Source organism: Pseudoalteromonas luteoviolacea (assembly GCF_018100925.1).
Classification (GTDB): Bacteria; Pseudomonadota; Gammaproteobacteria; order Enterobacterales; family Alteromonadaceae; genus Pseudoalteromonas; species Pseudoalteromonas obscura.
Genome location: NZ_JAGJEH010000010.1, coordinates 184,774 through 209,576 on the forward strand (window position 1 = coordinate 184,774; position 24,803 = coordinate 209,576).

Here is a 24,803-nt window from a genome sequence, read left to right on the forward strand (position 1 = left end):
ACAAATCGCCGCCATCGTGAAATATTTTATTAAATTAAAGGAATAAATAAGAAATATGCATACCAATTAAGCACTAAGGCAATTTAATGAGACAATTTTATATTGCAGTCCAATTACTCTGGTCATAGCAAGTAGTTGCGCGGTTGCTCGATCAGATACAAATGGTGCTTGTTTAACACTAGAGATAACTGGTCTGATGTGTTAGTTTGGGTCAAAACAATCTGCGGAATAGAATATGGCCAGTTCACTACTAAAAATATATAAACGAATCAAATGGCTGCCATTTGGCAATTGGCTTTTCAGTAAGGCTGTTTGTAGAAGGGCACCGTACTTTGCGACAATCAAACCCAAGATCACGCATTTAAGTAGCGGGAGAATATGCGCACAGATGCCAAATCGACGTGCAGTTCACAATCACATAGGCACTGTTCACGCCATTGCCCAGTGCAACCTAGCTGAGTTGTGTGCCGGCGTGGTCACAGATGCGACTGTTCCTGTGCAGACTCATAGGTGGATCCCAAAAGGAATGACAGTTCAATATTTGAAAAAAGCGGATACAGACCTAAAAGCAGAAGCGGTTATTCCATTGCCTCATGATTGGCAAGACAAAGAAGATATCATTGTGCCTGTTGAAGTATTTAATACCGAAGGCGTGAAAGTCTTTCACGCCGATGTCACTATGTATATTACAGCGAAAAGTTAAGCCTGATCTTGCATTTCGATTGGAGTGACATTGGATAGGTCTGTTTTATGCGTGAGCTTGCCTTCAATGTGTGCTCCAGCTTCGATGCTCAGAGTGTCATGAATGATATCTCCATGAACTTTTGCTGTAGGCTCTAAACGAACTTGCTGCGCTGAAATACAGCCATTGACCGTACCTTTTACATGAACTTGAGTCGCTTTGATATTGCCTTCTATTGTGCCTTGTTCTCCGATGACCAAATGTTCGACCTCAAGGTTACCAGATACAATACCATCAACTTGAATTTCACCGTCACATTGGATATCTCCAATGACTTTGGTATTAGGCGATATCATGGCGACATAGAGCGTATGGGGTTTATTATTCTTTAGTTTATTGAACACGTTCGAGTACTCTTGCAAGTTTAACAGGGTTAATATGCTTTTTATCCTGTAATACTTCGTAGTGCAAGTGCGTACTGGTACTTCTTCCTGTGCTGCCCATCAAAGCAATGACATCAGATTGACGAACTTGCTGCCCTTTTTTCACTTTAATTGTATGTAAATGACCGTATCGCGTCGTAACTCCATTCGCGTGCTGGATTTCCACAAATTTACCATAGCCACCATATTTACCTGCTCGGACAACCTGTCCATCTGCAGGCGCTAAAATTTCTGTTTTGTGCCATCCCGCTAGATCGACCCCTTTATGGTATGCGCGTCGGCCTGTGATAGGATCCTTACGGTAACCAAATGCACTGGAAATATAGTATTTATCTTCTTTAACGGGCATGCTCGCAGGTAGGTTTTGTACTAAGCTCTCGAGTTGGTTGAGTCTCACCGAGCTGTCTATTGCTTGTAAGTATGCAGCTGGCAATTTGTCACTTTGCACCTGATGGTATGGACCACCTTGTGCTTGGCTTGAGGTATCGGCTTCAATCCCCGCTTCTTGCATACTAGCCAAAAGCACGTCATTTCGATTAGCAATTAGATGGTGAAGTCGCTTGAGCAACTGAGTTTGTGCATCGTTAAGCTCAGTGGCATGGTGGTGAAAAGAGTCACTGTGCTCCTGATGTAGTTCAATATTATTTAAATGTTCGTCTGACTTTGGCTCTACATCTGAGCTGCCTTTCTCTGCTGAGTTAGCTTCGCCTTCGGTGATAGTATGAGGCAATGAAGCCATCAACTCATTGAGCACGGCGTGCTGTGCGTCAAGCTGTGCAATACGTGTTTGCTGTTGAGCCAGCTTTGCTTGCAGCGCCTCGTGTTTATCAAGCCAAGCTTCTTCTTTATGGGAGACTTCACTGGTCAGTTGCGATAGATGTATTTTTTGCGAGAAATATTGTGATGTTGAAAACCCAAGCCAAGCTAAAATCGTCATTACACTTATTACAAGCACTATTTGTAACCAAGAAGGTACTGTCAACAGACTTACTTCGCCATTTTGACGCAACATCAATTGTTTTGGTTGAAATAGCTTAAAAACTAGGCTTTTGATAACGCTTAACATAACACTCAAAAATTTAGATAACGCCTAACTCTAACAATTTTTATACAAAAAGCCAGTATAAAAATACAAAAAAAAGGCGTGTTTATGCACGCCTTTGATTTGAATGAAATTATTTTATTCAATTACTTTGCTGGAAGTACAGTGCCTTCTACTGAGCCAAAGCCAATGCGGTTGAAGCCATCTGCTTCACACCAACCACGCATGATTACCTTGTCACCATCTTCAAGGAATTTGCGCTCTTCGCCGTTGCTCAGTGTAATAGACTCTTTACCACCACGAGAAAGTTCAAGTAGTGAACCTGCTTCTTCGTGCTCAGGGCCTGACTGAGTACCAGAACCTAGCATGTCGCCAGGTAGGAAGTTACAGCCATTTACTGTGTGGTGTGTAACCATTTGCGCAACAGTCCAGTAGCTGTGCTTAAAGCTTGACTCAGACACCTTGCTTGGCGCTTCATTCGCGCTGCGCATCTTGTCTGTTTCGATCAATACATCCATTTGAATGTCAAACGCACCAGCTTCACGGTTTTGTGCAGACTCAAGGTAGCTCATTGGTTGCGGGTCGTTCTCGTCGCGATGCCATGCAGTACGATACGGTGCTAATGCTTCAGTTGTTACAACCCAAGGTGAAACAGTTGATGCGAAGTTTTTCGCAAGGAATGGACCCAGTGGCTGGTATTCCCACGCTTGTAAATCACGTGCAGACCAGTCATTGAATAGGCAGAAACCAAATACGTGGTCTTCAGCATCAGCAATGCTAATTGCGTCACCAAGCTCATTGCCTTTGCCTAGGTAGATACCAAGCTCTAGCTCATAGTCAAGACGTTTACATGGACCGAATGAAGGCGCATCTGCATCAGGTGCTTTCGTTTGTCCTTTAGGACGTGGGAAAGTTTGACCCGATACGTCGATTGATGATGCACGACCATGGTAACCGATCGGTACCCACTTATAGTTAGGTAAAAGAGGGTTATCTGGGCGGAATAAGCTACCTACAGCTGTAGCGTGATAGATAGACGTGTAAAAGTCAGTGTAGTCACCGATATGACATGGTAGGGCGTATTCAACGTCATCTTGAGCAACTAGCGCGCCTTCAAGCGTGCTTTGATGCTCAGAACCTTCGCGTAAAGCACGTGAAAGTGCAAGGCGCAAGCCTGACCAATGTGCTTTACCAAGACCCATAAATTCATTTAGCGCTTGTGCGTTTGCTGCTTCAACAGCTTCTTGTGCCACACCGTCAAAAATGTTTGCTGCTGCAACAGCTGCTAGGTCCAATACTTGGTTACCAATTGCTACACCGCCGCGAAACTCTTCGTTGCTGCCTTTACGACGAAATGAGGCAAATGGTAAGTTTTGAATTGGGAAGTCAGTACCTGCTTGGTTTGCACTTGCAACCCAGCTCTTTAAATTAATATCGTGTGTTTCATTGATAAAAGACATGGTCTTTCCTTTTTTATACAAGCTGCATATGACTATGCATTTTAATTTGTGCTTTCGCCAGAATATGGCCAAGTTTAAATAGCAAAAGCAGCTTAGAAAAGCTGCTTTTTAATTTGTCTTTGCTGGTGGATGATTAAATCACACCACGACGCTCTTGGTCACGTTCAATTGACTCGAATAGAGCCTGGAAGTTACCTTCACCGAAACCACCGTCATCAACACGTTGGATCATCTCAATGAAGATAGGACCGAATAGGTTTTTAGTGAAAATCTGTAGTAGGTAGCAGTTTTCGCTTTGGCTATCTACTAGGATCTGGTGTTCTTTGATCTTTTGCTTATCTTCAGCAACCCAAGGAACACGGTCGAAAATTGTATCGTAGTAGTGATCAACAATATCTAAAGTCGCGATGTTTGTTTTGTCTAGCTTATCTAGAGAGCCAACAAGGTCGTTCGTTAAGAACGCAAGGTGCTGTACGCCCGGACCATTGTATTCGTCTAGGTACTCATCGATCTGGTTGTTGTTGTCATCTTTACCTTCGTTGATTGGAATCGAGAAAGTACCACAAGGTGACTTAAGTGCGTAAGAAAGTAGTGCAGTCTTCTGGCCTTTGATGTCGAAGTAACGAACTTCTTCAAAACCAAATACGCCTTTATAGAAGTTTGCCCATGTTTCCATTGTACCTTTGTAAACATTGTTAGTTAAATGGTCGATACGAATGAAACCTTTGTCTTCTACAATGTTTTGCTCAGCTAGATCTTCAAAATCATTTTCGAAGATAGAGCCTTTATCACCGAATACATCGATGAAGTAAATTAGGCTGTCACCAATACCGTAAATTGCAGGGTATGGTAGGTCTTTGTTTGCAGAGTCTGTTGCTGGTTTTGCACCGCGCTCTACGGCAACTTCAAACGCTTTTTGTGCGTCTTCTACACGCCAGCCCATTGAACAAATAGCTGGACCATGTGACTTAGCAAACTCAGCAGAGAAACCGCCACGCTCGTTGTTTAGTAAGAAATGGATCTCGTTCTGGTTGTAATGAACGATGTCTTTACCTTTAAACTTTTTAAGTTTAGAGAAACCAAAATCCGAAAAGATTTTGTCCATGTAATCTGCGTCTGGGGTTGCGTATTCGGTAAATTCGATACCTACAAGGCCAAGAGGATTATTTACTTCACTCATTGTCATTCTCCTGCATTAAGCACTGGATTGCTTGTTGTAATTTATGCAGTGGATAATTAATCAAAATGACCTAAAGTGAAAGGTTTTCACCGCAATTCACTGTTAGCCGTTTTGTAAATTTGACTGCACATTTGGTGCTGTTTTAAGACAAAATGGAAATCGACAATTTTTTTAGATTGAAAAGCAGTAATTGAACAGAAAATCGGGTTAGTGTTTTGTCTGGTTTGTGGGTTTTATTTTCTATAAATGCATGTTTTGTTTGTAGTTTATTTTTTTTAACACATTTATTAATACATGAACCTATTGTTGCTGGTCATGGCCGTGTGTGCTGTATACTGCAAAACTGTGTAAATTTACCTTTACGTTTTGAGGTTGGGAAATGAAAAAGCCGCACTATAAAGTACGGCTTTTAGTAAATTTTATTTGCGGTTTATTGTCTTTCACCGCTCACTTCAAGCTCTTTTTCAAGGTAGTGTGCTTGCGTATGAGGTTCGTTGTCACCTTCGGCGCCATGCATCCAATCAACCAGCTTATTACTTAAAAGGTACATTGCTAGGGCTGAGATCAGCGCGGTTGCACCTAGACCGATGAAAATACCCATTGCATTATTCATAGCCTCTTGGCCTTCACCAATGAATGAACCGACGAATCCAGCGATTTTGTTAGCCACGGCGGTGCACAGGAACCAAATACCCATCAGTAAAGATGCAAGGCGAAGTGGCGCAAGCTTGCTTACCATAGATAAACCGATAGGAGACAAGCACAATTCACCGAGGGTGTGGAATAAATAGAAAAGCACTAACCACATCATGCTGATCTGCAGAGTTCCACCTGGCGCTGCGCTTTCTGTCATCAATGCAAACATCATGGTTAGGAAGCCCAGTGCTAAAAACACCAAACCTATGGCAAACTTAACTGGCGAGTTGGGCTCGCGTTTATCTAGCTTTAACCAGATCATTGCCACAATTGGAGCAAAGATGATAATGAAAATGGAGTTCAAAGACTGGAACCAAGACGCTGGGATTTCAAAGCCCATTAACACTCGGTTAGTGTAATCATTGGCGAATAGGTTCATTAGACCACCGGCTTGTTCAAAGCCCATCCAAAAGATGATACTAAATACAGACATAGTAAAGATCACGCGGATACGGTCTTTCTCAATTTTTGTTAGGGGCTCTTTAGTACCAGACTCTGATTGTTGCTGAGATAATTTAGCGGATGGTACAACGCCGATGTCGCCTAAGTACTTTTTGCTAAGTAACATTTGCATTACTACAGAAATGACCATACCGACACCTGCCGCGACAAAGCCTGCTTGCCAGTTTATCTCTGATGCAACATAACCAGCAACGATAGGGCCCAATGCACCCCCTAAGTTGATACCCATATAGAAGATGGTGAATGCGCCATCACGACGTTTGTCGCCTTCTTCGTATAAATCGCCGACCATGGTGGAGATATTTGGCTTGAATAAACCATTACCGATACATAGTAGTGTTAAGCCAATATAAAAGACGTTTTCCTCTTGACCAGCCACAACACTGTGAGGAATACCCATAATAAAGTGGCCCGCGGCCATTAAGATGCCGCCAATGATGATGGCTTTGCGTTGCCCAAGTACGTTATCTGCTAGCCAGCCACCAAACAGCGGGGTTAAGTAAACGGCCATTGTAAATGTACCGTATAGACTTAATGCATCGGCATTGGTCCAACCAAAACCACCGTTTTGTACCTGAGCTACTAGATAAAGTACTAAAATTGCACGCATACCGTAGTAGCCAAATCGCTCCCACATTTCCGTGCCGAACAGTAAGAATAGGCCCTTAGGATGGCCTAAAAACTCACCGCGATTAGGTAATGAATTCATGTTTTGTTCCCAAACTTAGTCATAATGTGTTATTTGGCCTTTAATTATTAGTGGTCATTTATCGTTAATTCCAAGAAAAAATCACACTTGCTTTGAAGGGGAGGCCAGTACCCAAAAGCTTTACACACATAGTCAGTAGTGACTAACTATGCAATAAAAACGCGTCAGTATACCCAGCGCAATGGCATTGGGGAAGCCTTACCAGATGGCTTTAGTAGACTTCAAGCATAAAAAAACCAGCCAATAGGCTGGTTTTAAGCACTGATAAATATTAGCGGCAGTAATTATCAACAAAGGTCAAGTCATTAATATGAGCAGGACCTTCCATAAGCTCTGTGGCAACTGCTGTGTTTGGATTGAGCGAGTAAATTTTCGCATTTTGTCCACTTTGTCGTCCTGCAATATACAAGGTACCGTCGTCAGAAATTGCCAGACCAGATGCCCAGTTTACGCCATGTTCGCCGATTTTACTTAAGCTCATATCAGCGGTATCAAGGGTATATAGTGCTTTACCTGTTAATACATACAAAATGTTGTTGTCAGCAGAATAAGCAATATCACCGTGGCTGAAGTCATCACCTGCATATTTCAATTTACCTAGCACTGTTTTTGCGCCTGTTTCCAAGTTGTAATCATACATGTAGGTTTTGCTGGTCGCGCGAAGGTGCAATCCATCATCGCTGATCGCTGAGCGGTATATAGGCCATGATGTCGCATTGGCAACGGCAGTCTCTACATTGCCGTCTAGGTCAAGCGACCATAATGTGGAAGCTTTGGTTTGTTTGTCATTTTGTTCCATGAAATACAGCACGCCATCTTTGCTGGCGATATTAGATGCTGTGTGTGAAACGCCAGCTACTTTACTATAAGTCATAGAATCTAAATTGAAGTTGAAAATGTAACCATCGCCTGCGTTGCCATAGTTGTTTATGCCAAATAAACCTGTGACACAATCGGCGGTTACTGACACATTATCAATCAATGCACCATATGAGTCAGATGTACCACTACCAGAAAATGCCAACACACTTTGAGCACTGTTTGCAGAAACTGTGACAGTCACATGCTGCCAGCCGCGACTAGTGCCGTTTAAGCTTGCAACAACTTGTCCATCCCAAGAAACAGTTGCTTGGTTTGTTTGGCTATTGTTGCTCACGCGAGGAGAGTAGTAAAAGCTCACAACATAGCGTTTTCCTGCTTCTGTCGCGATGGACTGGTATGCAGTATAGTTACTCGTTGAGTCTAGCTCGAGGTACTGTGAGCCGTTTTGTGGTGCAATTAACCCGAGGCGATCAGTTTGGATCTCAAAGCGTGCACCAGTACGTTGCCAGCCTGGGAGGTTATTAAAGAGTTTCCAAGTCCCTGAAATATTTCCTGATTGTTCAAAAGAACCATTGGCAATTAAATTCGTGTCAGCCAGCGCGCTCTGGCTTGATGTCAATGCAGCAATAAATAATACAGATGACGTGGATAGCTTCATACTTTACTCCCAACTTACTTACCAAACATCCGTTGTTAGTAAAATGTTAAATTAGATTCGTTTCTTCTAATCTTATTTTCTTAGTTTTGTGAGCTGAGGTCAATTAAAATACAAAAAATGACTGGAATTTATTATTCCTTAAATTTAATTTTAGTCTAATTTAGTAGAAAAGTATTAATTTTTACTCCCGGTAAACTTTTTCCGTTTCTGTTGCAGGGCCAACCATCCCGGTTTTTGGCTACGGTTAAGTGCCGCTAAAACTGCAATGGCTTTTTCCAAGGTAATTCGTTGTGAAGCAATATCTTTATATACCTGCTGCGCAGTTTTCTTGCGCTTTACCGCTGCGCCTGCATCTAAAAACGATTCTACAACTTGCAAGACAAATCGGGTCACTCTATTTTGCTTAATATCTTCGACTTCTTTATTTGACTGTGTGTCCTTTGTTTGTAGTCGCTCTTTGAGGTGCGCTATTTCGGCCTGACTGAATTCATTTTGTGCGTGAGGTAACTTACTAAGCTTGGCCAGAAAAGCATTGAAATAATCGTGCTCAATAACACCTATGCGCGATGTCTGAGATAATTTAAGCAGCCCTTGGCGAAATTGAGCTTGGCTAATGTGATGGCTGAGCAATTGGTCGCAAGTTTGGTGTAGATGATGCCACTTTTGCCAAGCGTATACATAATTTAGTCCAGCACCTTTGATATTTTGCATGCCTACGATGAGCTGGTGTTGACCATTTATTCCAAGCTTTGCAATTTTTTGTGTGAGTTCATCTGCGCTGATGTAGGGGTTTTCAATTAAATGTGTACGTTGTAAGAGTAATTGAATTAGCTTATCGCTAAAGGCTTTTTCATTTTGACTCAAATCTTCTATGGCAATTAACTCTTGAGCCATGTACCAGTTGTCTATGAGATCTATAAAGTGTTGACGCTGACGCTCGCAGCTCACATGTTGTTCCAAAAAAGCGATAATATATGCTTTATCTTGCAGTGCTTGGATTGTGGTTTGACTGTTGGGTAGCAGTGCAGCGAGTTTTTCACACAGTGCTTGTTCTGATAGTAAGCACTTAAACTGCTCTAAAAGCTTAGCTAAATCTTCTTTGTCATTGTTTGTGATAATGCGCGTGATACGTGAGTGTACAGCTTGTTTGAAGTATGCGAGAAAACCGTCAACATTTGTGCCAATCACAACAATATGGTCGAAAGTTAAATCTTCAATCAGTATTTGAGCAAAGACTTTGGTGCGTGCGATGCGGTCATTTCGGTTATTGATCAACGCAACGGTTTGTACGGTTGGCTGTTGACTCAGGGTAAACAAGTTCAGGCGTCGCCAGTTTTCTATGGTCGCAAGTCGCTCGTTGGCAGACATACTATTGACGAAGGATTGCCTGATGTTGCCTATTGGAGCCTGTTCAAAGTGTTGTAAAACGCCAATGTCTGGAACGATTCTTTCCGCAGTTTCTTTAAACACATAATCCTTATTGATACCAATATATTGGGCCATTTTGCAGACCAATGCTATGTTATCGGGGTGCTCTTCATAGGGGTATAAAGCGCGAATATCATCGGTAATTTGAAAACCATCTCCCCAATGAACTTGAATTAGTGTGGAGTTTTTTTGTTCCGCGGATTTGTTTAGCACTGGAAACATGCACTGCTCTGCAGTAAATACTTGTGTATTTGAGCCGATAAATGCAGACATTTCATTGGCTACGTCAATACCAGTGGGGCCCAAAATATCTTCGTGGTCAGGGTAGGCATTGGTTATTGTGGCAAAATTATCATTCATCCAGCGCCTTAAAATTCTGACGTATCTTGGCGTAAGTCCCATGCATTCCCATAAAAACACATCGGCTTTGACTGATTTGGCAAATGCTAATACATCGCTTTGCTCCCAAATACTGGCTTTATCGAATGGTCTAAATAGTGGCAGTTCGTGTTGTTCTCCGTTACTGGTGGTATAAATCATCATGGCTTCACAGCCCGTGGTTTTGGTGATCACCTTTAGAGCTATACTACTAAATAACGCGGATTTCAGGCGCTCAGTTCCTGATTTTCCTCGGGTTCCCCAGCCACCAATTGAAATGGGAATGTGTTTTCGATTGCGCTGAATATCTTGGCTTACCTTTATATGCCGAGACCAAAAATAGGCCATAAACGCACAGACAAAAAACACCAGTTGGCCAATACTATTTTGGTAAATTGAGTACAAGTACTCCTTAAAGCCTAAGCTAATATTAATCAGCGCAGTGGTGATTGAGGAGCGCGCAAATAGCTGACGAATACCGCTTTCAACAGGAAATTCAGCATTGAGTGTGGAGCCATATTCATTAAACTCAATTTTAAACCCAAGCTGCCGAATGGTTTCGATGTAATTTTGCTGTTCAATCTCTCCGCCTTTTCTCAGCTGATCGAATGACGCGAATTTGAGTGAAATATGCCAGTATGCACGCAGTCTTTTGAGCAAAGAATCTGGACGAGTGATCGTCAAAATACCATCTGGTGTGTAACTTTTTGCTTGCGTAGGCAAGTGATCTTGGCTCAGTATCGAGAGCAAGTAGTCAGGCAGTGGTAAGTACGGGCGCGCTGAGTGTTCGTTTAGATGGTAGAGCGCTTCCCCTGGCACATTGGTTTCACTGATCTCAGCTGTGGTGCAACTAGGAACATGTAACTCAGCAGAGGGCTTTTTAGCTTTAGTATGACTATAGCTTTGTCGTTTGTCCGTGCTCGGGGTAAAAAACTCATGCCATATTCGCCATAACCTGCGGCCCTTCACCGTACCTTCATGGATTTGCCACGATTGGCCTTGTTTGTAACCATTAAACCCAAGCTCTGACTGCGCTATAAAACTCAATGCGCGGCCAATCTCATCTAATCCGGCGTCGCTATGCAGCGAGATCGTTTGTTTGGCTGTTAATTGATCCTCAATATCTACGATCAGTTCTTGAATATAAAAACTGTTGAGTTGCTCGCGCGTCCTAGAAATAAAACGCCTTACCGCGAGATTCGGCTCCTGCGCCAGTTGCGTGTTAAGCACATCGACAAACTGCTCAAATATTACATCAGGTTGTTCGGTCTCAAGTTGCATATTGAGCATGAGTCGAGCGCTTTGCTCCAGTATAATTCGTTTGATCTCAAAGCTCTCTTCGCCTTGCAAGCAGCGCTTCCATTGGGTAAACGCAAAGTCGTTTTCGCTAAACCGCGCAGCGGTCAATTGTTTGATTAGCGTGAATCGAATGGCGTCAGCGGTTTCATCGGCAAACCTTTGCTCTAACAACTGAATTGCAAAATTGTCTTCATAATAGGGGATGAATTCGATTGTTGCTTGTCTTACTCTAGGGTAAGGGTGGGTAGCGAGTTGCTGCAAAAGCTTCAAGTCTGAATTTGTTAAAGTGCGTTGCTGAACTAGCACTTTTGGCAGGGCTATCAGAATGAATAGTTGATCATTACTTTTGGGCTTTTCTGGAAAGTCATTGACAGACTCAGCCACTTTAGACCACATAAAACTGCGAATAAATGTAGGGCGCTGGTGTATAAGAATTTCTAAAATATCTATAACAGCTAGGTAAGGTGTGTTTTCTGCCTCTAATAACTCTATGAGTTGCGCGACTAAATCTGCATCCAACTCTGGATCTGCACTAAATTCGTGGATCAGGGAAACTTGATTCACCAGAGCACGGATCATGCCGTGACGAATATGGAAGCTGTTGCTATGAGCGAGCAAATGAATAAAAAATGGCTGTAAATCTAATTTCTGCCAAGCTGTGCTTAAATCATCTTTACTTGAACGGAGGTAACGGTTCGTAAGTGCCCCTAACTTGGCTATCAAAAACTTCAAATCCTGCTCAATTTCTGAAACATTGGATTGATATCGGGAAATGACTGCCCCCTCATCGAACCAGCGAGCGAAGGCTAGCTTATCTTTTTGCAATTGTAAGCGTGTTGCCCCTAGCTGTTCCGCATATTTTAAAATATGCAGTTCTTTCTCCGCTTTTAATTCCGCTTTATTAAGTCTTTCTATAAAACTTTTGTAATCGGCATCAATTGCCTGAAGCTTACCGTGATAATTTTCAATTTTATGGCGTAAAAAAGCGATGGTTTGTAACAGCTGCCAATAAGATGTTTGTTCTTGTTCCGGTTTGTTTTTAACCAGTTCCCACTCAGCTAGTTCATCGACAAGAGTTTGGTATTTATGCTGATACAGGTTGAGCCAAAATCGCTCAGTATCGGCAAATAAAAGGTCTTGTAATTGTCGTTTTAAGGTTTTATCTGCCATTAATGTCTTGCTCTAGGAAATGGGTCAGTTGCAGAGATTCAAATATAATTTCGTCGTGAGCAAACGGCGCGAAACCGGTGTTTTGTAAATTACCTAAGGTGACTTCAAAGCGCACGTTGTGATTGTTTCTAAACCAGTCCTGCGTCCAGTTTAAACTTATCCACCCCGCTGTTTCTTCGCTAAAATCGAAAAGCGTTTGCCAACTGATTGAGGTTAAGTACTGCCATGTTGCATTGGGACGATGTTGATCGGCAAAGACATAGCTGCTACTTAATCCAACGCTGAAAATATGGCCTTCATAATATTGTTGCCAGTTGCCACTGAGTGTAGCGGTATCTAAACTTGTCCAGTCTTCGTTAGAAACGGTACTGATTTGGGCACTGAATTGGCTATCAACCCAAGGCTGATATCGGATACGGTAGCCCCCTTGCCAGCCATGCATGTGCTGCGCACGATAAAAGTTATACATATCTTGGCTAATAAATGGATCATCCAAGTATTCTTGTTTATCAATACTGGTGTAATAAAAGTAGGGTTGCCACCACCACTGATGGCGAACTGAAACGTCATCTCGCCAAATTTGACCAATAGTTGCATCAATATGTGAAGTTAGGTGGCTTTCATTATTGAGCTTAGCTTCCTGCCAGCGGTTGTACATGCCAGCTTCGACGTACCACGGGGTATCGTCATCCAGCCAATTATAAATCCCGTTTAGAGCGAAAGACTCATAGCGTAAATTGTTAAGGCGATATGCGCCTTCTAGTCTGTACCAATTCTGCCTATAACGATTGCGCAATCGGATCCCAAAATCGAGACGGTGTGCTGTGTCTATTGGCTCACTTGTTTGAAAAATGCCGTCTCTGTCATAACTCATAAAACCTTCAATGTGGGTTTTATTACCATTGGCACTGATCAATGGTGTATTGAAATGTTTTGCTAGTTGTTCAAAGCGCAAAGTTGGCCGAGTCAATTTCAGTGGTGTAACAGGAGGGGCCACCGCAAGCTTCTGGCGATTTGCATTAAGCTGCCATGCAAACAGGCGGGCAAGATTTGCATAGTGGTGGGGGATCTCAATGGTGCCCGCAGGATAAAATTCTATTTCCTCTTGTCGCTGCAAGTCTTTGAATTGCTCTATTTTGACCAAAGCATCTTGGTCCAGTTTGGCAATTATTGGTTGCTCGCTGGTGGCATAGTAAAAAAGTTGTCTTTGATCCAGTTCAACACTCTGCCACCGCGTTCCTTGCAATACTTGAACTTCAACTTGTAGAACCTGTGATAAATAAGGGTTAAGCCAACGGATTTTTACTATCCCATTGCGCAGTTCTGTTTGTTCTAGACCAAATGGAGTTTGCGTGTTTGAAACAGGCCATACAGTATTGTCATTGGCAGTTTCTATAGCGACTAACGTAGCGGCATTAGAAATTAACTCGGCATCAGAAAAATAGAACATTAATCGAATTTGCATTGCTGATAATGCATTGAAGTCTAGAGAAAGCGTGTGATACGGGCGAATGGTGATCCCCTTCGTTTCTGCATTGGTAGCAGTGTGACGACTCAATTGCTCTGCAATGCTACGTGTTTCAATGGGCGACAGGTCAACAAGCTGTGTGCCGGCATAATTGAGATACTTTTGCATCGGTACCCAGTGACCATAACTCTGCACCCGATCATGAAGTTGAGAGAGTGAAGGTGGTACATTAAGTTTGTTTAGTTTGGAAAATAGGGCAGTAAACTCGTGATCTTTTAACGAGTATTGCTCTAGCCGATACAAACTATTATTGAGTAGCTTGGTAAACGCTGCCGAATTGTAAGTGTTAGTAGTGTGCAATAGTTCCAAAAAGGGCGTACTTAATGCAAATTCACTGAGCTGTTGTGATGAATACGGATTAAAGTAAGTTGAGTCAAATATTTGCAATTGAACAAAGGCTATTTCTTTGCTGCTCAATGTCAGGGTTTCGCCTGCATGCAAGGAAATTACACTATTTGATGCCACAGACAACGGCGCTTCTAGAGGTGTATGGACGTATGTCGTTGATAACACATCACTGTATATCGGCATAAAGTGCAAATTGGTACCTTTATCTGCGTGCAGCCAGCCAATAGCGTGCTCACCTGACTTTAATCCATAAGTACGTGCGCTTATTTGTATATTAATATCGGAATGAGCCGTGATGGTTAGTGGTTGTTTTTCCAAGCGGTACGCTTTGTATTCCGCTGTTTCGGCAGTTAATTGCACTTGTTGAGCGTGTGTAATGTCATACCTAGGCTGTATATCCAACAATTGTCCTCCATATGATGCATAACCGAGTCGATCATAGAGAGTGCTATCGTTTGGGTTAGTTTGACGTTTATCGTGATCCAGCCACAGTGTTTCCAACAGCTTGCCCTGCGCCAACAACGTGCTTGTGACCAGTTTTGCACAGCCTTTAAGCTTTTGCTTTAATGCACATAAGCCCTGAATATTAAATATTTGGTTGGTTTGTTGATATCGGCTTAGAAGTTTTTTCGCGGCAAAATCACTTAACGCGGCATTGTCTTGTTGCAGCAGTGCCGCTAAATAACGCAACACTGCGTTTTGGCGGTTTAGGCTGGTGAGAATATCCAACCTCAGTTGCCAGGCACGTAGTTGCACACTGGGGAAAGGACTATCTAATAACGTTCGTAACTTTGGAAGTGCCTTTGTTGGGGATAGTGTCGCAAGATATTCAACTTCTCCTAGTTGATACATCCAGTGGCCTCGGCTTTGTGCAAGTGCGAGCAAAGGAGGGTCTTGTGGTGTTGTTTGCAACTGAAAGTTAGATAGACTGTTTAGAAAGCTCTTTGCTTTGTCTGCTTGAATACGCTGCATGAGTGCTGCAATTGAGGGACTTTTAAGTGCCAAAGGGGTTGGTTGAGCGTAAAGGAGCTCGTTGTTTGGCAAAGGGAGTAAGGTACGCACTTGCATGGCGATATCAACCTTCGCGTCACTGGCAGAAAATACAGTAACTTCTTCTGCGTTCATATCAATATGTAGATTAAGCGGTACAAAGCCTTGCTTAGGGAGAACTTTAATCTTATGACGTACTTTTTTTATATCAACGACAAGCTCGGTTGGTCGGTTTGACCTGACGTACAAAATAGCATTTTCGCTGACGCGCTGCTCATCGCGAATGTTATACTTTAGGGATTCTACAAGGCGGTTATATTGCAGCATACCTGTTGTGTGACTGAGCATTAAATGCTGTTTTGCTTCGCGTGGCGCCTGATAAATGGCAACGAGCCTTCGGTGGGTGGTCAATGGTTTATTTGCGCTGCTGTCAGGTGTCAAAAACGAGCCAGTAGAGATAGTACTAATGAAATCTTGGTGACGTCTGATCGCCAAAGCGCTTGCGTGTTCAGGGTTAAATTGCGTGATACTCGAAATGTCATGGTCAAAATAAACTTGGCGCAGCGCACTATCTAAATTATTGACCCAGTATGGGTTAAGCAATTTTTCTCGCTGTTTTATGCCTGCACCTTGATCATATATCCCACGGTGCATTTGTTCGAGCTTGACCCAGGTACTCGAGCTACTTTGTAAAGTTAAATAGCTATTTGCGGGGACTGCGATATAGTCCACATTCGCAACCCCCAATTTATGGTGGGTAAACTCCTGAGCCTGTGCTTCAGAAACATTTATGATGCTTGCAGGTATCCCATTGATCAAAGCTTGCACTTTACCTCCCTGACTCAAGTCATAGAGGTTGCGGTGTACTGTCAGTTTTAGCTTTTTTGCTTGTTTAAAATAGACCTTAATACTTTGCGATTTATTCAATGGGTAAATAGTCGTATGTTCCTGCGCTAATGCGATGGTTTTTCCTGGTAAAGGCAGAGCCACAGCACGACGAAAGGGATCTCTATGAGCATGTTGAAACCCACGCCATAATTCAAACTGACCATCCTGTTGTTGGTTGATGACTTTTATCACTCGTGGTCGTAAAGAGGCATTTAGCTGGCACATGTTTTGTTGACAGATCCACTGTTGCTTTTTGACTTGCATAAGCGCACTGAAGGTTTGCCCTTGCCAAAAAGACAAAGAATTCAACGTGTCTAGCGTGGTTGAAAGCCATTGTCCAGCAGGCAGAAATAGGTATTTGGCCTGTTCATGATTAAGGCTTATATCAGCTGCGCTTCGTGTCAGCTGATAGGTTTCAGCGTCATACCATCGCACATCGCTTTGCAAGTTTGCATTTTGTCCGAATGCCTGAGTGATAAATAACCCGCAAACTAATATCAGCGTGAGTAAGAGAGGCATAAATTAAATTGCTCCATACTGGCTGATTGAGAGATGAGTTTTGAGCGCATGGGTTTGCTTATTTCAATATGGATAAATCGGTGCGGAGCCAGCCCTATTTTGTGTAATACATTTTTGGTTCCACCGAGTTCAAAGACGTCTTTTTGATAAACAAAAGTATGTTCACTCAGTCCCAATAAACATGTTTGTAACTTAGCGAGTTTTGCATTGTAGCTTCTGCCTTGACTCAATATAAAGTCGGCTTTTTTTCCTTGTGCTGATTTACGCTTATTTTGATTAAATCCATGCAATTGAAATATAGAAGCATTGGGGTGAATAGAGTGAAAAGCTCGAACTGCTGCAACATGAAGTCCTCGCAGTCGCTTAGAGTAGTCCATGGGCTGGCTGTCCAAGCTTTCGCTATATCTGTGATAGGTATTGTAAACCATCATATTGCAGGTGGATGTAAATAGTGCCTGACCAATTTGAAGGGTGTGTTTGTCATGAAACTGATGAGGAATAGAAACAAAACACGGTTTGCCCTTGGGCAGGTATACCAGTGCTCCCCCCCCATTGACTGCTGTTGGCGATATTAGTGCATGTACAGGGCGTTGTTGCGACCCCTGTTGATGATATTCCCAAGGCGCGATTGTATGGGGCTGAGAGAGCCAATTGTTTATTTGTTGCCACTGTATCTCTACCGTGGCAAAACAATGCCAGCTGGCGCTGAAAAGTAGTATTGTGACGATTTTATGTATTTTCATTCTGCCACCATTGGGGGGTAAGTGGTTGTGCGCTATGTTCTTCTAAAATACTAATCCACACCTCATCTTCAGCCGATATCACAAATTTTTCAAGTGTTTGCATATCTGTTCCGATTTTAATTGTAATGGAAGGGTAGCTGACAATATCGGTCGATTGCGGGTGAAGCATAAACGCCTGTTTGTTTGTGGGGATTAGTGCATACCTTTTTGTCGCGACCGTGTACTCACTGGTGATCCCTGCATGGTATTGCCCACGGAGTTGTGTACTGATAACTAAAGGAGCGCGTTCGACTATATCAGCAGGGTATGTGAACGGTTTAATAACAATCGAAAGTGGTTTATTTTTGCCCTGATAGTTCATAGAAAAGGTATCACCACGATTAACTTTATATAGGCGTGATTTGATAAAATGTCGGTTACTGCCCTGATTTGAAAATAGCATGGTAGTTTTATTCGCTTTAGAGACTAACTCATTGCTAATCGCACTGGCAGTGGCATCAAACTCAACATATTTGGGTTTGCGTTCGGTAAGGGCAATCACCTTGGGTGTTTTTAACTGCGTATTGCTGCTGAGATCTATGTCATCAATGTCGCTAATTTGACTAAAATGCACAGGGGTTGGCTCGCTGCGGGGTTCAAAATAGTTTGGTGGGCTGAAAATGAGTGCAGTGTTTGAAATAGGGTGTCGGTCAAACAGTGCTTCTGAAGCGTAGTCTGTATCTTTAACAACAGGCAGAGGCGGTGCTTCAAATAAACGCACTTTTAAGATCTGCTGTAATTCAGTGAAGACAAATTCATTGCTGGCTTTTTGAGCGAACCAGGCGCCGATTTCGGTAAAGTTGCTCAATGGGTTTTCACACAGTTCTTCACATACAACATTTTGATAATGAAATTCTCGGCGTCGGCTTTGCAGTTTAACCGCTAAACTCCCTTGGCTTGATATACTTAGTTTTGCGGTGTTTTCAGGCAGTCGCAGATAGTATTTTTCACTTTCGTTGACGGTTTGTCGCAAGGTCTCTGGTGTGATCAAACGGTCAAATTGAGAAACTCGGGACTCCAAATCAATTTTATGGCGCGCAAATACGAGACCTTTAGCGTCATACAAAGAGAGCAAGGCTTGTGCGCCTTCGGAATTTAATGCACGTATATCCATCACCACATCGCTGCCTCCAGCCACGGTGTAATTGGCGGGGGTGTCTGGTGTCAATATGTAATAATAGCTATGCAAAGCGACAATGGATTGCTCTGATTGATACCAATGTGTTAGCGCTGGTAAACTGGACTGAATGGTTATCAAGCCGGGGCGGATGTCGTTAATTTGATAGGTGTGCTCAGAAGTTACCGTTGGTTGTAATTCATAAGGGGCGACTTGCTGGCTTAAGTCGTGCCAAGTAAGACGGAGCGTGCTCAGTGGTACGGTACTATTAAATTGCAGTGGTTCGCTGCTTTTCACGCGAAATGTTGCGGTTAAATTGGGGGCAGAATAAAAGCTATCTAGATCCCATTGCTGTGCGGAAAAGTCATAGGTAATCACATTATAAGGCAGTGTTTCGTACAAGATGTCACTGACAAAATCAATATTGGGGATCCCTTGCGGTGCAAGTTTCATCCAGTCATAACTTACCGCATTGGTAAGTTCATGTGCGGTGAGTGCATTGCCACCCAGAGTGTGGTAATTCAACATCCGTTCACGCCAATCCAAAGGCAGCTTCAGCCATATTTGCTGACTGTCATCTATATCGGTGAGTGTTTGTGCATGCAACCTAACTACGACACCTCGCAATGTATCTTCTTCAGGAAGCAGTTTTAATTTGATTTGGCTGGCATCGGGGTAATTTGATACATCGATATAGAATGATTGTCCCGACGCTACAGATAAAGCTTTACGATCTTCAATGATTTGCTTGACTTGCTGCTCTTGTGCTGCCAACACCAGTTTAGATGCATGGTGGTAAGTGTGTTCTTCTAGTAATGCTCCTTGGCTGTTAAACAATTGATATTCGATGGCGTAATTGACGGGTTCGTCAAAAGCTTTTTGACCATCAAAAATAGCGTTGGAAAGCAACCTTATGGAGCGGGTCCTAGATGAAGAAAAGTTAAATGAAATATATTTATCTTCTGCTAACCAGTGAACCACGGAGCGTGTTTCGTCTTCGCTGCGCTCCTCCAATTGTTCTGCAGAGGTTAACCACAATACCCCATTAAAGCTGACCCATAACATAATAGTCAGGAATATTAAGGTAATGACTATGTGAAGTATTTTTTTAATCCAATACATGCTGTACCCTCCCTGATGCATAGTTAAAGTCATTGATAGTCAGAACTTTATTGCTTGTAGGGGTGTATATCGCAAGTAGCTTATTGCGCAACTTAATGGTGAGTGCGAGTTGCTGTGTTTGCTCTATACGAACGGCTTGCAAGTGACAGTCTGAGTATCTTTTGCAAAACTCAAACAGCAGTGGTAGGTGCTGATCCTGTGAGTATTGCTCAGCAAGTGTGCGAATATCTTGAGTGATAGAAAGCGCATTCTCTAACAGCCAGTCATTTGGGCTCAGTACGACCGTATTGAGTGGCTTAATATAAGGCTGTGCGGATACCGCGAGCAAACGTTGCAGTAGCGCTTGTTCAGAAATCGCGAAATGTTGCTTAAAATCAGATGCTAACCAGAGTGTGGCAAGCTCACTGACAGGGCTAAATAGCCGATACCCTGATTGTGGTGAAGTACCTATTTCAAGTCCGCGAGTTTCTATTTGTCCAGCAACAATTTGGGTGTTGACACCCAAATTTTTCAAAGTGTGTTGCAAGCCCTTGAGAGTACTTTCTTGTTGCTCGTCGGGGTGAGTAAATTGGAACGCGATTGCGCTGGGTCTGATGTACGAGGGGGCGCTATGGCTACGCACTTGCAGACTAAGAATTGGGTGGGTGGAAAAATAGCGAAGCGTACCTTGATGGATCACATTGAATAAGCTTCTGACATTTGCTGGTGCCATTACATTAGCTTGTTCATTGGCATAAGGGTGAGCACCTGCGATCAACAGGGATTTGGCATTGGTGTTGGCAAATAACTTACCAGAAAACTTGAGAGTGTTGCTTTCAAACAAGGGTCTAGGTACTTGAATACTTAACATTGCATTTGGGTGCATGTTAATGACATAAAGTCCTTGTCCTTGTTGGTAGCTTTGTTGTGTATTTAAAGGTGTAAGCACAATATATTGTGCTTGCTCATTGTCAAGAATTTGGATTTGATAGCCCATCATATTGGCAATATGATTGATGCGAGCTAAGCGATTCAACTCGTTTTGGTCAAATTCTCTATCTGTCTGCTGCTCAACAAGGTCATATATGGGGCCGAGGATTTCAAATTCCCAAAGGGCTGCTTCATTGTTAGTCAATTCTTGATATTGGTTACTGCCTTTGGCACTAATGTGAGGGGCAAAAGCATCGATGAGTTCGTCGAGCTCTGAGTTAATAAATGTGACGGCGACATCAGAGCCTGTGCTGGCACTTAGCACTACTTCAGACAAGAGGTTTGAGTAGCTTGGGCCATCGATATAGGCTTCGACCATTTTACCGTTAAAATCGGGGGTGGGCAGGCTGCTACTGTGCAACATCCCAAACTGGCCACGTTCAAAGCCCATCAAGTTAGTTAGCTGACGCTGAGAGAGTGATGTTGGCAGTTGATTAAAAATCCAAAACTGGCTTTGCACACCAAATGGGCTTAATTGTAAATGAGTTCGAGTATATTGATTGACTGATCGAATTTGCAATACTTCAGGGTCGTCAAACACCGAAAAGAAAGCATTATAAAATGGGCTTTGTTGAGACACTTGTTGTGTTGCAATGGAAGGGGTGAATTGTGTACCTAATACTAGAGCGTTACTTTCTAACAATTGAAACAACAGGCCTGCGGCGTCGCTGGCGACGCGCTCACTTGATGGATATGGCACACTGACAACATGGGATTTGCTTGGTGTTTTTGAGAGGACATAAAAGCCTCTAACCATGTTTGTATTGGTGTCTCTGATATATAAATATTGGTCATCTTCAAAAAGAGAAAATTGGGCCTGTGAGAGCAGGCGCCTCGCGAGGCGAATATTTTCTTTATCTTGCCTGTCGCGATTAAGCACCCGAATAGCGCTAATGAAGTGTTGAATCGACTGCGCTTGTTGGTATTGGCTAATTGAAACATGTTCGCTTTGCTGTGTGTATAAGTAGCTTTTATAAGCACTAATTTGTTGGCTCAAAGCGACTTCAGTATTGTCATTGGTATTTAGTTGCTCTGCTGGTGTCGTAAAAATAGCAGGGATAAACATAATTAAAAAGCCGGTCGTAATAGCAACTAGCCCACCGACAATCGATGTTTGAAAGGTGGCGCGTATAACTAAACCTAGGGCATTTTTTTGGTATATTTTTAATGCAAGTAAGGTTGAAAGCATGTAGCCAAACGCAAATGTGTCGGTGACTTTTAGCGTCGGATAATAATTTACCACAACATAATTTAAGATGATTTTGTATAAGAAGCCGATATTGAAAAAGAACAGTAATAGCCTTGCACCTTCGAAGTTAGCATGGCGCAGTTTTGTGAAGGTTAATATTGACCCACCCAATATCAAGATTACGGCTGTTTCAGCAAATGAAGTGAGTAATTTAGTCGGTTGCATCAATTGCAGAGCAAGCAGTGCTGGTAGCATGATACCGTTAAATTCCCAGCCATATTTAATATTGGCTCGGGATGCAATAAAAGCGGTGATCACCAAAATAATATAGGCTTTGGGTGCTGCCACGATGGATGCTGCGACTGCTTCGTACATAATAGCAAGGTTGGCAATACTAAAGTTTGTAAATGGCATCAATAGAAAACGCACAAGCAAGTAGGTTACAAAGAGCTGGATCAAGGTAACTCGCATGCCATATTTGAACCCGCCATTCCACATGACGTTGGCGGTCAAAGCGATGATGACTAAGCCGAGGCTGTATAGCTGGCTAGAGTAATCAAAGGTGATATCCCACTGAGCCAGATACATTGCAACCAGTGGCCACAGTAATGTATCCATAACCACCCTAACTAAAATGCTAATCAGAATGATGGCGAAAAAACGATCTCGACCAAACATTTCACCAAAACCAAATCTTTCCATTAAAGTTTTGGCACTAAAAAGCATCACGGCGTAAACCACTATGGCCTCAATAATGATGACAACGGCAGATACAGGTGTAACTATGAATAAGGGGACGAGATAACCCGGTACAACAAGCCCGGTAAGAGGAAAACCAAAACGCAAATTAAGCATGCAAACTACAGCAATACCAACCCACACAGTTGTAATGACGGACTGCCCTAAACCACTACCATTGGGAAATAACTGTAGTACCCAATCCATTAAGGTTGCGCCTTGATATCGTGGCTTTCTAGCTCACTGATCGGCTGGATCATTTCGAGCTGTTTTATAAGTTGAGCAGGATCTTCCAGTTGTTTAATTAAAAAAGAAATATCAATAAACTCAAACAATATACCACCAACTTCGAAGGGCTCGCCAATACTGCTGGTGGTACGTGCTGCGCGTAGAGAACGTATACTCAAGATGAAAGTTGCCTGGCCAAGTTGTGCGGGCATGTATAGCTCACCTTGTTGCAAAGTGATGTAGCGTAGCTTGCCTTTGGCTTTTTCACTGTCTAGATGAGTAACTCGCTCGAGTAAGTCTAGTGCGGTCATTTCAAATAGTGACATTTCATTGTGTTTAGCAATTTCCTCAATTCTTTGATTTGTTTGTACAACTTGGCCAAAGAGATTAAACATGATAGCCGCTGTATGAATTTGATTGAAAACGTGCTCAAGTGTCGAGAGTTTTTGCTCCATATCACCGATAGATGATTTTACTTGCTGACTTAACGGTTTTTGTAGTGCTAATGTGAGCGCTTTTGTGAGTGCGCTGGTATTGGCTTTTTGTTGATTTTCAAAAATGCGAAAGTGGAAAAGCAACTCCCCAATTTGATTAGCAAACCGATTAACGTTTTGAATAAAACGCTCTTCATCAAAGTACTCATTGGGTTCTACCGTCATAGCCCAAAAACCACGTATATCTCCAGCATACATCAATGGCACCACATACTGCGCTTCAGACTCAGTTAACTCATTGAAAAAGGGTCGTGTAATGTGCAATGCACCAAAAGCTTTAATAGCATCTGAGTATGGAGGGCGCTCATAATCCCGACGCATTTCGTGAATATCAGATAAACTACAATTGATCGCACGGATTTCATGAAGCCTATGATCTCCTTCGGTACGCGCTAGAAAAATTGAGCGTTTCAATGCCAGCTGTTGGTTTACTAATGTGATAATGGCATCCCAGGGGCTGCTTTGTGCACTGAATGCCTGCGGCAGATACCTGCCCATCATACGCTGTTGAACATTGCCAATAATGTCGTTTAACTCGATTTCTTCAGCCCATTTTCGAGAGAAAAATACCCAGAGCAAAGTCACTAAATTGGTGAAAATAATTTGCCCGCTCGGTAAAAAGTAGTTAAAGAATCTGACACAGATATAGGCTGATAGAATACAGCATAAGATCACTGCGCAGGCGATAGCCAGCCCTGTACTAAAGCTGCACCTTTGATAGGTGATGAGCAAGATGGCCAAAATGAGCAACTGCAAAGCGGCTGCGTATGTGGTTGGTGTTAGCGTGACCAGTGTTTGCTCTAAAAAGTTATCTGCAATATAGGCGTGAAGATAAACCGGATCTCTGAACGTATTAATTTTTGGCGCCCTAACTGGCAGCGCAAAATTCAACTGGTTCTGAGAAACTAAAACGACTTTATCTTTAAGTTGGGTTAAGAAAACATCATCTGATAGCAGTCTATCAGAGCTGAATTTGGTCAATGCTTGTGGAGCAAGTGAAAAATCAAGCAGCTGGCCTTGTGCCTGATATTGGTCGCCAAGTATAGCTTGCCAAACGCTTTTACAATGGCTGGGAGCTTGCTGAATGATAATTTCATATCCTAGCCAAGACTCCAGTATTGGGAGGCAGTATCTTGGATCTGCGTAAGGAAAATAGACATTGTCAAAGGACAGCTGTTGGTTTCCACCGACGTGACTAAATATAACGATTGCTTTTGCTTGTTGATCCCTGAGCTTAGAAATGAGCGCTGTTTGCTCTGCCAGCAAGTTATTGGACTCGATCACCACAACTTGTGTATTTTGTCTGTTTAAGTTTTGGCTAAACTCAAGATAAATAAGCGCATTTAATTTGTCTAAAGTACCAGTAAAAGTGATTAGTAACGTCAGTGCGCACAGCAGCATAGTAGACCAAAAAGTCTTTTGTCGTTTGATTATAAAAAACTGCTGTTTTATCGACATATTG

The 24,803-nt window shown here is 42.6% G+C and carries 13 protein-coding genes; 1 reads left to right on the plus strand and 12 read right to left on the minus strand.

Annotation, left to right across the window (positions count from 1 at the left end):
• Positions 1 to 235 precede the first annotated feature (235 nt).
• Positions 236 to 703, plus strand: coding sequence for a hotdog fold domain-containing protein (locus J8M00_RS21190; RefSeq protein ID WP_211012465.1), 468 nt, complete (start codon positions 236 to 238; stop codon positions 701 to 703).
• Here J8M00_RS21190 and J8M00_RS21195 read toward each other — a convergent pair.
• The 12 genes from J8M00_RS21195 to J8M00_RS21250 all read right to left on the minus strand — a co-directional run bounded on the left by J8M00_RS21195 (position 700) and on the right by J8M00_RS21250 (position 24,799).
• Positions 700 to 1,086, minus strand: coding sequence for a bactofilin family protein (locus tag J8M00_RS21195; protein WP_348772563.1), 387 nt, complete (start codon positions 1,084 to 1,086; stop codon positions 700 to 702). The genes J8M00_RS21190 and J8M00_RS21195 overlap by 4 nt on opposite strands.
• A complete protein-coding gene (locus J8M00_RS21200) occupies positions 1,076 to 2,191 on the minus strand; it encodes a peptidoglycan DD-metalloendopeptidase family protein (RefSeq protein ID WP_211012466.1) in 1,116 nt (371 codons plus the stop codon). The genes J8M00_RS21195 and J8M00_RS21200 overlap by 11 nt, the downstream gene beginning before the upstream one ends.
• Positions 2,192 to 2,313: 122 nt before the next feature.
• Entirely contained in the window at positions 2,314 to 3,627 is a 1,314-nt protein-coding gene (fahA, locus tag J8M00_RS21205; protein ID WP_211012467.1) for a fumarylacetoacetase, read from the minus strand.
• 133 nt (positions 3,628 to 3,760) lie between these two features.
• A complete protein-coding gene (hppD, locus tag J8M00_RS21210) occupies positions 3,761 to 4,807 on the minus strand; it encodes a 4-hydroxyphenylpyruvate dioxygenase (RefSeq protein ID WP_211012468.1) in 1,047 nt (348 codons plus the stop codon).
• Between the two features lie 430 nt (positions 4,808 to 5,237).
• Positions 5,238 to 6,674 carry a peptide MFS transporter gene (locus J8M00_RS21215; RefSeq protein ID WP_023397641.1) on the minus strand — a complete coding sequence of 479 codons (1,437 nt, stop codon included), beginning with the start codon at positions 6,672 to 6,674 and terminating at the stop codon, positions 5,238 to 5,240.
• Between the two features lie 271 nt (positions 6,675 to 6,945).
• On the minus strand, positions 6,946 to 8,154 hold the full coding sequence (locus tag J8M00_RS21220) for a DUF642 domain-containing protein (protein WP_211012469.1): 1,209 nt from the start codon (positions 8,152 to 8,154) through the stop codon (positions 6,946 to 6,948).
• A 174-nt stretch (positions 8,155 to 8,328) separates the two neighbouring features.
• Complete coding sequence (locus tag J8M00_RS21225; RefSeq protein ID WP_211012470.1) at positions 8,329 to 12,429, minus strand: poly-gamma-glutamate synthase PgsB; 4,101 nt, start codon at positions 12,427 to 12,429, stop codon at positions 8,329 to 8,331.
• On the minus strand, positions 12,419 to 16,702 hold the full coding sequence (locus J8M00_RS21230) for a hypothetical protein (RefSeq protein ID WP_211012471.1): 4,284 nt from the start codon (positions 16,700 to 16,702) through the stop codon (positions 12,419 to 12,421). Before J8M00_RS21230 ends, J8M00_RS21225 begins: the two co-directional genes overlap by 11 nt.
• Positions 16,681 to 17,445 carry a hypothetical protein gene (locus tag J8M00_RS21235; RefSeq protein WP_211012472.1) on the minus strand — a complete coding sequence of 255 codons (765 nt, stop codon included), beginning with the start codon at positions 17,443 to 17,445 and terminating at the stop codon, positions 16,681 to 16,683. Before J8M00_RS21235 ends, J8M00_RS21230 begins: the two co-directional genes overlap by 22 nt.
• The gene (locus J8M00_RS21240; RefSeq protein WP_211012473.1) at positions 17,432 to 19,723 is read right to left on the minus strand and encodes a hypothetical protein; all 2,292 of its coding nucleotides are present in this window, start codon (positions 19,721 to 19,723) and stop codon (positions 17,432 to 17,434) included. Before J8M00_RS21240 ends, J8M00_RS21235 begins: the two co-directional genes overlap by 14 nt.
• Positions 19,710 to 22,826 (minus strand): poly-gamma-glutamate biosynthesis protein PgsC/CapC, encoded by a 3,117-nt coding sequence (locus J8M00_RS21245; protein WP_211012474.1) that lies wholly within the window; start codon positions 22,824 to 22,826, stop codon positions 19,710 to 19,712. Before J8M00_RS21245 ends, J8M00_RS21240 begins: the two co-directional genes overlap by 14 nt.
• Positions 22,826 to 24,799, minus strand: a complete 1,974-nt coding sequence (locus J8M00_RS21250) for a hypothetical protein (protein ID WP_211012475.1) — start codon at positions 24,797 to 24,799, stop codon at positions 22,826 to 22,828. The genes J8M00_RS21245 and J8M00_RS21250 overlap by 1 nt, the downstream gene beginning before the upstream one ends.
• Positions 24,800 to 24,803: the final 4 nt, after the last annotated feature.